The organism is Pedobacter sp. UBA4863, from assembly GCF_002399615.1.
Classification (GTDB): Bacteria; Bacteroidota; Bacteroidia; order Sphingobacteriales; family Sphingobacteriaceae; genus Pedobacter.
Genome location: NZ_DHDZ01000018.1, coordinates 66,816 through 78,126, shown reverse-complemented (window position 1 = coordinate 78,126; position 11,311 = coordinate 66,816). Strand labels below are relative to the sequence as shown.

At 37.6% G+C, this 11,311-nt stretch carries 9 protein-coding genes; 4 read left to right on the top strand and 5 right to left on the bottom strand.

The genetic code is table 11. From position 1 onward, the window contains the following. Positions 1 to 2,111 (top strand): T9SS type A sorting domain-containing protein (locus B3I52_RS03325; RefSeq protein WP_293298705.1); only part of this gene is annotated, 2,111 nt, incomplete at its 5' end. A gap of 131 nt (positions 2,112 to 2,242) precedes the next feature. Beyond that, a complete protein-coding gene (locus B3I52_RS03320) occupies positions 2,243 to 3,142 on the top strand; it encodes a hypothetical protein (RefSeq protein ID WP_293298702.1) in 900 nt (299 codons plus the stop codon). Between the two features lie 112 nt (positions 3,143 to 3,254). Here the strand turns inward: B3I52_RS03320 and B3I52_RS03315 are convergent, their stop codons facing one another. Next, positions 3,255 to 5,423 (bottom strand): S46 family peptidase, encoded by a 2,169-nt coding sequence (locus tag B3I52_RS03315; protein WP_293298699.1) that lies wholly within the window; start codon positions 5,421 to 5,423, stop codon positions 3,255 to 3,257. Positions 5,424 to 5,570: 147 nt separating this feature from the next. Here B3I52_RS03315 and B3I52_RS03310 point away from each other — a divergent pair, with 147 nt between their 5' ends. Continuing rightward, positions 5,571 to 6,047 carry a GAF domain-containing protein gene (locus tag B3I52_RS03310; RefSeq protein ID WP_293298696.1) on the top strand — a complete coding sequence of 159 codons (477 nt, stop codon included), beginning with the start codon at positions 5,571 to 5,573 and terminating at the stop codon, positions 6,045 to 6,047. Positions 6,048 to 6,068: 21 nt separating this feature from the next. Here the strand turns inward: B3I52_RS03310 and B3I52_RS03305 are convergent, their stop codons facing one another. After that, positions 6,069 to 6,902 carry a hypothetical protein gene (locus tag B3I52_RS03305; protein WP_293298695.1) on the bottom strand — a complete coding sequence of 278 codons (834 nt, stop codon included), beginning with the start codon at positions 6,900 to 6,902 and terminating at the stop codon, positions 6,069 to 6,071. Next, the gene (queG, locus tag B3I52_RS03300) at positions 6,899 to 7,834 is read right to left on the bottom strand and encodes a tRNA epoxyqueuosine(34) reductase QueG (protein ID WP_293298693.1); all 936 of its coding nucleotides are present in this window, start codon (positions 7,832 to 7,834) and stop codon (positions 6,899 to 6,901) included. Before queG ends, B3I52_RS03305 begins: the two co-directional genes overlap by 4 nt. A gap of 95 nt (positions 7,835 to 7,929) precedes the next feature. Between queG and B3I52_RS03295 the strand changes: the two genes are divergently transcribed. Then, on the top strand, positions 7,930 to 8,151 hold the full coding sequence (locus B3I52_RS03295) for a hypothetical protein (RefSeq protein WP_293298690.1): 222 nt from the start codon (positions 7,930 to 7,932) through the stop codon (positions 8,149 to 8,151). A 28-nt stretch (positions 8,152 to 8,179) separates the two neighbouring features. Here B3I52_RS03295 and B3I52_RS03290 read toward each other — a convergent pair whose 3' ends face one another. After that, positions 8,180 to 9,685: a carbon-nitrogen hydrolase family protein gene (locus tag B3I52_RS03290; RefSeq protein WP_293298687.1), complete on the bottom strand. Its 1,506-nt coding sequence runs from the start codon at positions 9,683 to 9,685 to the stop codon at positions 8,180 to 8,182. Between the two features lie 395 nt (positions 9,686 to 10,080). Continuing rightward, complete coding sequence (ruvB, locus tag B3I52_RS03285) at positions 10,081 to 11,103, bottom strand: Holliday junction branch migration DNA helicase RuvB (RefSeq protein WP_293298684.1); 1,023 nt, start codon at positions 11,101 to 11,103, stop codon at positions 10,081 to 10,083. Positions 11,104 to 11,311: the final 208 nt, after the last annotated feature.

The following is an 11,311-nucleotide window of genomic DNA, read 5'->3' as shown; positions in this document are numbered from 1 at the left end:
TATTAATCGAGTTCAGGTTAGTAGTAAAAAACAATCAAACCACTAATACGGGTGGAGCTGTTTTTATCGTAACAAAGCATCAGGATGCCAAGTTTTACTTCACCAATGTGAGATTTGAAGATAACTCGGCAACAGGTATAGGAGGAGTTATATACTCTCAATTAGATGTCGGGGCATCTCAATTAAATATTACAGATTGTGTTTTCTTAAATAATAGTGCCGGAGGTGGTACTGGAGCGGGGGCACTATATTTTGCAGGAGCATCAAGCAATGCTATTTTGAATATTAGCAATAGCCGTTTCGAGAATAATACAGTTAGCAATGGTGGTGCCACTACTACCTATGCGGGGGCATTAAGAATAGGTACAGGTGTGGCCAATATTTCAAATACCGTATTTAAAGGTAATAAGGCTGGTAGTGATAAAGAAGGTAAAGGTGGGGCTATTTATAGCACAAGTGGAGCTATTGTAAATGCTAATGGATGTACGTTCGAAAATAATACCGCAACAGCAGATGGAGGACATTGGAATGTATTTAGTGGTGTAACAACAATTACAAACAGTACTTTTACAGATGGAGAAGCTACTACTGGAGGGGCATTTTATCTTAACACTGCTGGCACTCTAAATATTGCTTCTTCTACATTTAACGGAAACAATTCAGCTGCAAATGGCGGAGCCATATACCAAACCGGCGCAACAAGTATTTTGGATGTTAAATCCTCAACTTTCGAAAATAATAACGCCACTACTTCTGGCGGAGCTGTTTATTGCTATACAGGTAATACAACTATTGCTAATAGTATGTTTAAAGCAAATAATGCTAATAGCGGTGGTGCATTATATAACCTTGCTTCAACTATTAATATTCAAAAAACTAGATTTTACACTAACACAGCTAATGCCAGTGGAGGTGCTCTTTATCTATATGCCGGTGCTACTATACCTTCTGCTACCTTAATATCAAATGCTATATTTTACGATAACTACTCAAAAACAGCTACTACAGGGGGAGCTGGTGGTGGAGCTATTTTTCAAACTAGACAATCAACGGGCACTACCTCTACGGCAACCGTAGTTAATAGTGTTTTTTATGCTAATAAGTCTGTGAACGAAAACCCAGCCTATTCCTTTGGAGGATACGCAGATGTTAAAACTAACTTGTATAACAATATTTTTTATAGCAATATGGGTAACTATAATGAAGCCACACAGACAGGTTCCGCAACACTTGACATTAGACGCTCTGCAACAACAACAACAGCAATTCAAGTTTATAAAAACAACTTGTTCCAAGCTGATATTACTAATATAAATAACAGAACAGTTGCTGATGCCTATTTGTTAAATACTACTACACCAGAACCACTTTTTGCAAGCACTAACCCAGCAGACCCTAACTTCCTGTACCCAACAAGTAACAGTTTTGCTAAGGACAAAGGAGACAACGGCCTATATACTACAGTGGTAGAAGATATCAGTACAAGTAAAGATATTTTAGGTAACCCACGTTTAGTGAACGGAGGAACAGATAACGTAGATTTAGGTGCTATCGAGTGGTCAACCGTATTACCCGTAAAAATAGTTTCTTTTGCGGCTAATTTAGCAAACAAACGCACACAGTTAAAATGGAGCGTGGGCACAGAAGATAACGTAAACCGTTACGAAATTGAGCGTTCTCAGAACGGTACAGATTTTATCAAGGTAGCAGCAGTACAAGCAAATGGTTCGTCTTCATATACTGCAACAGATGCCAACCCGCAATTGGGTGTTAACTATTACCGCCTGAAAACCGTAGATAACGATGGTACATATAGTATTTACGGAGCAATACAAAGTGTTAAAGTAAACACGTTAAACACCGAATCAGTTAAAGTTTATCCAAACCCTGTAAAAGACGGAAAAGTAAATATTTCGTTGATAGGTTATCCAACAGGAACTTATGGCTATAAATTGGTAAGTACTGCTGGGCTTGTAGTACAACAAGGGCAACTGAACTACGATGGTAATTTTGGCACTATTAATTTGCCATCTTCTCTGGGAGCAGGTGTTTATGTGATACAATTATCGTTAGGCGATAAAATAATACAAGCTAAGTTAATTAAACAGTAAATAAGTTAAAAGAGCATCGTTATTTCGAATGGGGCATATTAAACTAAAATGCTTTCACCCGAAATAGCGATGCTTTTTGTTTTAGAAAGTCTTTTTTACAATTAGCTAAACACCAAGATCAAACAAGAAATATGAAAAAAATATTAACTATTCTTATCATTATGATGGTTGTTTCCATGGAAACATCTGCCAAAAAAGCGATAATTGATAAGAAATCAATTGTAAAAGAGTTACCCACAGGAGAAGGAAGCTTTATTTATGATGATTATAAGCCTTTTGCTACAAAACCTATAAAAGTATGGTATTATAACCCCGCTAACCAACCTAATGCTAGGGTGCTATTTGTAATGCATGGCAACGGGAGAGGAGCAAAGGGTTACTTTACTTCGATGTTACAATATGCAAAAAAATATAAACTTCTTTTAGTAGTTCCAGAATTTGATGCTGAGCAGTTTCCTTCTAGGGATTATCATCTAGGTGGAATTTTTGATAAAAATAATCGTTTACAAAATAAAGAAGATTGGACCTTTTCAATGATAGAGCCTTTGTTTGATTATATGAAGAAAAACACTGGGAATAAAAGCGATGGCTATCTTCTCTATGGATTTTCGGCAGGCTCGCAATTTGTTCATCGTTTCTTGATGTTTAACCCAGACAACCGTGTGATTAGAGCTATTTCAGGTTCGGCGGGAACGTACACTATGCCTAACTACAGTGTTGCTTATGCTTATGGTTTAAAAAACACTGATTTACCGGTTAACAATTTAAGCAAGTTTTATGCTAAAAACTTTATGGTTGTGGTTGGCGATGCAGATACCGTGCTTAGTAGACCAGATTTGATTAAAACCCCTGAAGCGAACCAGCAGGGCAGAGATAGGGTAGAGCGTGGACAAAATTTCTTTAATAACAGTAAAGCCTTTGCTGAACAGCATAAAACACCTTTTAATTGGAAGTTTGCACTCGTACCTCACGTAGGACATGCGCAAGGCGAAATGGCTGGCCCAGTAGCCAAGTTCTTATTTGAAGAATAGCACCATTATTCCAGTAAAAGTATAGCCACCTAGCATTAAACATTGTCAACTTTCTTTGCAACAGTGTAGAAAGTTGACAATGTTTGTTAGAAGAAAATATATTTGCTATAAATTACAAATTTATCCCCATCTCTTTAAGCAAGAAATCTGCTTTATCTATTTTTGATGCTGCCCAAAGCACATACCTAATATCTACCCCAATAGAACGACTATAGCTTTCGTTCCAAGCATAATCGTTAATGGTAGCACCATAAGCCCTATCGAAATTTACCCCAATTAATTCGCCATTGGCGTTCATAATTGGCGAACCAGAGTTACCACCAGTAGTATCCATGTTATAAAGAAAAGCCACTGGAACATCATTTAAATCCTTTTTAGCAAAAGCACCAAAGTCTTTTTTGCTCCATAGTTCTTTAATAATAGTTGGATAATAGAAGTCTGGGTTTCCGGTAGCTCCTTTTTCCAAAATACCTTTAATGGTAGTATATGGCGACATATAAGTGGCATCGGCAGGAGAGTAGCCCCTAACATAGCCATAAGTTAACCTTAATGTGCTATTGGCATCTGGCACAAAGCCTTTGTTTAAGAACTTCTCTTTTACATTTACATAATCGCCCATTAATTTGTTCAATACACCGTCTCTACGATCTTTCTCGGGCTTTATTTCTGCAATCTGTCTAGCAATATCGTTTTCAAGCACCAACAAACCATCATTATAGTCATTCAACGATTTTGGAGATTTCAATAAATTAGCAAATACATAATCCTGATCTTTTAATTTACTTAAGCCAAAAGCATCGTTAATGTAGTCGTCTATCATCGCTTCGTTATTGCTCCCGCGATTTACAATTTTATCTACTGCCGCTACACGCTGGTTAGGGGTCAAAGCAACCGCATCTAGCAGCATTCGCTTAAATATACGCCTATCCACGTCAATATGGTAAGCATTATAAATATTGCCTAATGTTTGTTTTAACCTGCTAATATTATTGTTAAAATAAGCTTGTTTTTGTGCCGAAGGTTGCTGGTTAAGTTGGTTTTTAAAGCTATTGATATTTCTAGCAACGTTAATCAAACTGGTAGAATTATAGATTTGGCTAAACCATAAATCCCTATTGGCATCGCCATTAATTAACTGGTACAGTTGGTCTATATTTTCCATTAAATTACCATACTGCGCTTTAATTGCGGCATTGCCGTTAATAAACTCGGCTAAGGCAGCATCTTCTTGTTGTTTTTGCGCTACCAAATCAATTCCTTTAATGCCTGTTAGTTTGCCTCTATAATTTTTCATTACGTTGGCATTGCGTTTAATACGTGTAGCAAGCTTAATCTCTGTAGCTTTGTCTTTCTTGCCAACATTTTCCATAGTTGCGTTTTGGAAATCGAATAACTCTGAAGTATAAGGCAAAACATACTTAGCTTGATAATCAATAAACTGCGCAGGGCGATGGCGGAAAGTTCTACCTGGATAACCCAAGATAAACACAAAATCTTCTTCGTTGGTGCCATTGGCATTTACTTTTAACGATTTCTTAGGTTTAAAAGGCACGTTGTCCTTACTGTATTTTGCAGGTTTACCGTCTTTGCCAACATAGGCCCTCATAAAAGCATAATCGCCTGTGTGACGTGGCCATACCCAATTATCGGTTTCGCCACCAAACTCGCCAATTTGTCGGTTTGGCACATACACCAATCTTACATCCTGGATGGTTTTGTACCTAAAAAGCACATAGGTTTTACCGATAAACATTTCCGAAACCTCTGCCTTTATAGAGGGGTCTTTCTGTTCTGCTTCGGCAGCAATGCTTTTCATCATGTTGTTGATCATTTGTAAGCGGGCCGCCGGATTTTCTACATTATTTACTGCACCCAATATACTATCCGAAACATCTTCATAGCTTTCTGTAATACGGCAAGTTAAGCCTTTTGCTTCAATTTCCTGTTCACGTGTCCTGGCTACAAAACCTTTGTTTAGATAGTCGTTTTCTGGGGTGCTGGCCAACTGCACTGCACTAAAGGCACAATGGTGGTTGGTAATAATTAATCCTTCGTCAGAAACGAAAGAACCGGTACAACCGCCTACATTAACCAAGGCATCTACCAAACTAATTCCATTTGGGTTATATACCTCATTTGGTTCTATTTTTAAGCCGGCCTTTTTTAAATCTACTTTGTGGATTTCGCTCAAAGGAAACATGCCCTCATCTCTAAATTTATAGCCTAAGAGGCCTAAACCGCCCGTAAAGAGCAAAGCAAGTGATACTATTTTCTTGTTCATTTTATTGTTAGTTAAGAAGAACAAAGATAATTGTTTTATTGTTGGAACGTTGAAAAGTTGGAATGTTGATGATTAATAGTCTATACGATCAAGCCATCAACTATTATCCATTGACCAGTTAGCTAACTAAATCGTACTTTTGTAGCTATGGCCGAAGATTTAACCATTTTAAGAGAAGCTTCTAAAGAAGAAAAATACCAATCTATCATTCCTCAAATTAAAGCCTTAATTGAAGGAGAAACCGACCTAATTGCTAATTTGGCAAATGTGTGTGCGGCGTTAAAAGAACAATTTAACTGGTTTTGGGTGGGTTTTTACCTTGTAAAGGAAGAAGAATTGGTTTTAGGTCCATTTCAAGGACCTGTAGCATGCACTCGTATTAAAAAAGGTAAAGGTGTTTGTGGGGCATCGTGGCAACAAGAAAAAATCTTAGTGGTACCAAACGTTGATGAATTTCCAGGTCATATTGCATGCGCATCTGCTTCAAAATCCGAAATCGTATTGCCTGTCTATATTCACGGAAAAATTATTGGAGTATTAGATGTGGATAGTGAATATTTAGCTCATTTTGATGTAGTTGATGCGAATTACTTAAATGAAATTATTAAGTTGATTGATGTCTAAACCTAAAGCAATTTTAACAAATTACTTTACAGGGTATTTTGTTTTTAAAATTACACCTTCATCACTCAGCAATTCATGAAGTACTGGGTCTTTTAGCACATCGGCTAATTTTATTCGTTTTCCGTTCAAATATCCAGTAGTGCTTATTAACCTTATGCCATGACTGTAATCTGCCCAAGTATTGGTGTGTTTATTATAAACTGGCTGTATTGCTTTTCCATCTAATTTATGCCAACCGTAAATTACTACTCTAGGTGTGGGTTGCCCATATATTTTGTTAGAAATGATGATGTCTTTTTTGTTTCCGGCGGTTAATTCTCCCGTGTATCCCTTTGGATTAACCAATCTCATTTGCTCCCTAACTAATTCGTTATGTTTAATGAATACAGCAACAGTGGTCATCGCTTTAGTTGGTGGTATAGGTTGGGGTTCTAGCTTCCGTTTTGATTGTTTGTAAATATCATCTACCATTAATTTAGTAGGAAGCATGGTTTTGGTTAAATCTGCTATTCGCTGAGCCAGCATTGGAGTGGTAGGGACGTAGAAATAATCCTTATCGTTGCCAATAGCCAAGTAATCTGGCAACACCCAAAATACCAGCGTGTACTCGATAGCATTTATCTGTTTGGTTAATGATACAGGATAAAATGATCGTAAAAAAGACGGAATGTTTCCTTTCTTAACCTCGTTGAAAATCAATTCTTCTCTGTCTGCCAGAGAAAGGCTGGTATCAATGATAGATTTGGTAAATTCACTTCCAACTGAAGAGTTGGCGTTGCGCTTTGTAAGCTTTAGCTCTTGCGAAAAGGAACTTAAATTCACTAAACAAAGCATAATAAGGAAAAGCTTTTTCATGATTGTTGTAAGAAATCTATATTACGTTTTAAACCGCTGAACTTAGTCCTTTTTACTGGTGAATTTTTAAAGACCTTCTTAAAAACCTCATCGGTCATGTCAATTAGTTCTGCTTTACTTAAACCTAGTAAATCTTCTTTCGGTATAAAATTCTCTTCTTGGTGCACCGTAGAAAACCTATTCCATGGGCAAACATCTTGACAAACATCACAACCAAACATCCAATTGTCCATCTTGCCCTTAAACTCGGTAGGTATTTCGTTCTTAAGCTCTATGGTGAGGTAAGAAATACATTTGCTGCCATCTACAGTATAAGGTGCAATAATGGCATCGGTTGGGCAAGCATCTATACAACGCGTACAAGAGCCGCAATGATCTGTAGCGAATGGATTATCGTAAGCTAACTCTAAATCTATAATCAGTTCTGCTAAAAAGAAAAACGAACCTGCTTGCTTGCTAATTAGATTTGAGTTTTTGCCACGCCACCCTAAGCCTGCCTTTTGTGCCCAAACTTTGTCCATTACAGGAGCAGAATCTACAAAACAACGACCGTCAACTTCGCCAATATTAGCGTTGATAAAGGCCATTAGCTCTTGCAATTTAGCTTTAATTACCGAATGATAATCTGTACCGTAAGCATATTTTGATATTTTTGGGGCACTTACATCCGTCTGGGTTTCGTCTGTGTAATAGTTTAGCGTAAGTGAAACTACAGATTTAGCCCCTTCAACTAGCAATCTAGGATCTAGCCGTTTATCGAAATAGTTTTCCATATAGCTCATCTCTCCCTGATGGCCTGCTTTTAACCAACTTTCTAATCGAGGCGCTTCCTCTTCCAAAAATATTGCTTTAGCAATACCACAGCTCATAAAACCCAAACGTAGGGCTTCTTGCTTAATCATGTGGCTATATTTTTCGGCTTGGCTAAACATTGTTTTGCAAAGATAGCTATTTGCTTAAAAACCTTTTATCGCTTTTGCTTGTTTAAATAAGACCAATAAAGCTACTACCTTTAAACCTCAATATTATGGAAAATCAATTAGAAAATACCGAAGAGCAAAATAAGCATATCGCACAGCACGTAGAAAATAATTACGAAGCACACAAAGCAAATCCGGCGCCAGCACCAACAGTTAACGAGCCCGACAACAAAGGGGCAGGGCAGGCTATGAAATGGGTTATTCCTATTGTGGTGCTCATACTCCTAGCAGTATGGTTTATCTTTTTTAGAGATAATGTAACAAAATAATAAGCCTAATCTAATAAGTAATACCTGTTTATTTAAGCAACTTTACCTCGTAAAGATCTTTTCTTCTATCCTTTAATATTTTTACCGTACCAAAATGGTGAATCTCGTCCAATAGATGTAAATCAACATCTACTACCAGCATCATTTCTGTGTTTGGCGTAGCTTCGGCCTTAACGGCATTACTTGGAAAAGCAAAATCTGATGGTGTAAATACTGCAGATTGTGCAAACTGAATATCCATGTTGTTTACTTTGGGCAAATTACCTACGCAGCCCGCAATGGCCACATAACACTCATTTTCAATAGCTCTTGCTTGCGCACAATGCCTAACTCTAGTGTAACCATTTTGGGTATCGGTTAAAAAGGGAACAAATAAAAGCTGCATCCCTTGGTCGGCATAAATACGGCTTAACTCCGGAAATTCTACATCATAGCAAATCAAGATGCCAATTTTACCACAATCGGTATCAAAAACACCAATTTTATCGCCACCGCTCATTCCGTAGTATTTCTGCTCATTAGGCGTAATATGTATTTTTCTATAATCTTCCGTCAATCCATTTCTGTGGCATAGATAAGTGGCATTGTAGAGCTTGCCATTTTCTTTAACAGGCATACTGCCAGCAATAATATTCACATTATAAGAAACTGCATATTTTTGTAGCTTCTGTACAATTTCATCAGTTTTATCAGCCAATTTTTTCATGGCCTCTTTCTCAGGCAAATGATTGTAAGGTTGTAACAGCGGTGTATTAAAAAACTCGGGAAATAGAATAAAATCAGAATTGTAACCGCTTACCGCATCAACAAAAAACTCTACCTGTTCAAAAAAAGCCTCTATATCACTAAAATGGCGCATTTGCCATTGCACCAAGCCCAGTCTAATGGTTTTTGCAGAGCGTGGCGACACATTATCGTGGTAGTAAATATTGTTCCATTCAATCAATGTGGCAAACTCTTTCGATTCTAAATCGCCAGGTAAATAGTTTTTAAGGATTTTGCGAACGTGAAAATCATTAGCAATCTGGAAACTCAACGTGGGGTCGTAAATTTCTTTAGCCTTAACTTTGTCTATATATTGCCTCGGACTGAGCTTGTCGGCATACTCATGATAGCCAGGAATTCTTCCACCGGCAATAATACTCTCTAAATTAAGCAGTTCGCAAAGTTCTTTTCTTGCCTCGTACAAACGCCTAGCCAACCTTAAGCCCCTATAATCTGGATGTACAAAAACTTCGATACCGTACAGCACATTTCCTAAAGGCGTATGCGTAGAAAAAGTATATTTTCCAGTAATTTTTTCGTAGGTATGGTTATCGCCAAATATATCGTAATCTACAATGATTGCTAGCGAACAGGCCACTACCTTTTCGTCAACAACGATACACAATTGCCCTTCTGGAAAAATATTTAATAGGTTTTGTATCTTGGCCTTGCTCCAAACACCATTGCCGCTATCTAAATAGGCTTGCTGCATGGATTCTCTAAGATCGTTGTAATCTTCGATAGTGAGTTTACGTAATTCTATGTTCATGTTTAATGAACAAAAAAGCAAGAAAATTGTTTAGCGAGGCTTTAATTCTCGTTAATAACTCGAGATATTTTAAGCATGCTTTAGAAAATCAGTGACAGTTCGTTTTGGGTTATAGCAGTCCCGCTTTTCGCTATAATCTTTTTTGTATGCTACCTGCCGTCATTTCGAACGCAGAGAGAAATCTGCTGTAAGAGGTACTTAGTAAATAGCTTTCTCAGTCGTACCTCCTTCGAAATGACGCTCAAAAAAGTATTATCGCTTCAATCGGGTTTATTTAACAAAGATTTATTAGACCATTACTCTTAGTAACAATTATATTGAGTTTTAAAATAACTACCAATATTACATTTAACTTCATGCCGTCAGATATTGAGGTTTCTTTGGGTTTGGGCATGCTAAAACAGCTTGCCTGTTTGCCCTAACTTTGTTCTATTTAAGTGCTTATAAGCAGCCTCGGTAACCTCACGGCCTCGGGCGGTGCGCATTAAATAACCCTCTTGTATTAAAAACGGTTCGTAAACTTCTTCAATAGTTCCGTCGTCTTCGCCAACGGCAGTTGCAATGGTTTTTAAACCAACTGGTCCACCTTTAAACTTATCAATAATGGCTAGTAGAATTTTGTTATCCATTTCATCCAAACCATGTTCATCTACATTTAAAGCAGATAAGGCATAGCGGGCTATTTCTGTATCAATTTTTCCATCTCCCTTAATTTGGGCAAAATCTCTAGTACGTCTTAACAAGGCGTTGGCAATACGTGGCGTACCACGGCTACGGCGGGCTATCTCGTAAGCACCCTCATCGCTAATGGGTGTATTTAATATTGCCGATGAGCGTAAAACAATAGTAGTTAGCAACTTGGCGTCATAATACGCCAAACGAGAGTTAATGCCAAAACGAGCTCTTAACGGTGCCGTTAGTAAACCCGATCGGGTAGTAGCGCCCACCAAAGTAAACGGATTTAAACCTATTTGCACTGAACGAGCATTTGGCCCACTTTCTAGCATAATATCAATCTTAAAATCTTCCATGGCAGAATATAAATATTCCTCAACCAAAGGCGATAAACGATGTATTTCATCGATAAAAAGAATGTCGCCAGTATCTAAATTGGTTAATAAACCCGCTAAGTCGCCCGGTTTATCTAATACTGGGCCCGAAGTTACTTTGATATTTACCCCCATTTCATTGGCGATAATATGCGAAAGTGTAGTTTTTCCCAATCCTGGAGGGCCATGCAACAACACATGATCCAAAGCTTCGCCACGTAGCTTGGCTGCTTTCACGAAAATCCTTAAATTCTCTAAAATTTTCTCCTGGCCAGTAAAATCTTCAAATTCCTGCGGACGCAACACCTTTTCAATATCACGTTCTGTTGGACTAAGATTTTCTGAAGAAGGATCAAGGTTTTCGTTCATTTTGTAAAGATAGTAAAAAGTCGCTTTCTGTCATTGTTAGCTTACAAAGCTAGCAGAACAATAGTGTTAAGGTTGGTTTACTTTGACAACTCTAATAGCGAGAAAGCAAGAGAGTTGTTTAAGTTTTACATAGCAGCAGTATTTTTAGAAACTGTTTAAAAATGATATAAATATTTTACAGGTAAGTTTGGTGAGGACACCAAACTAT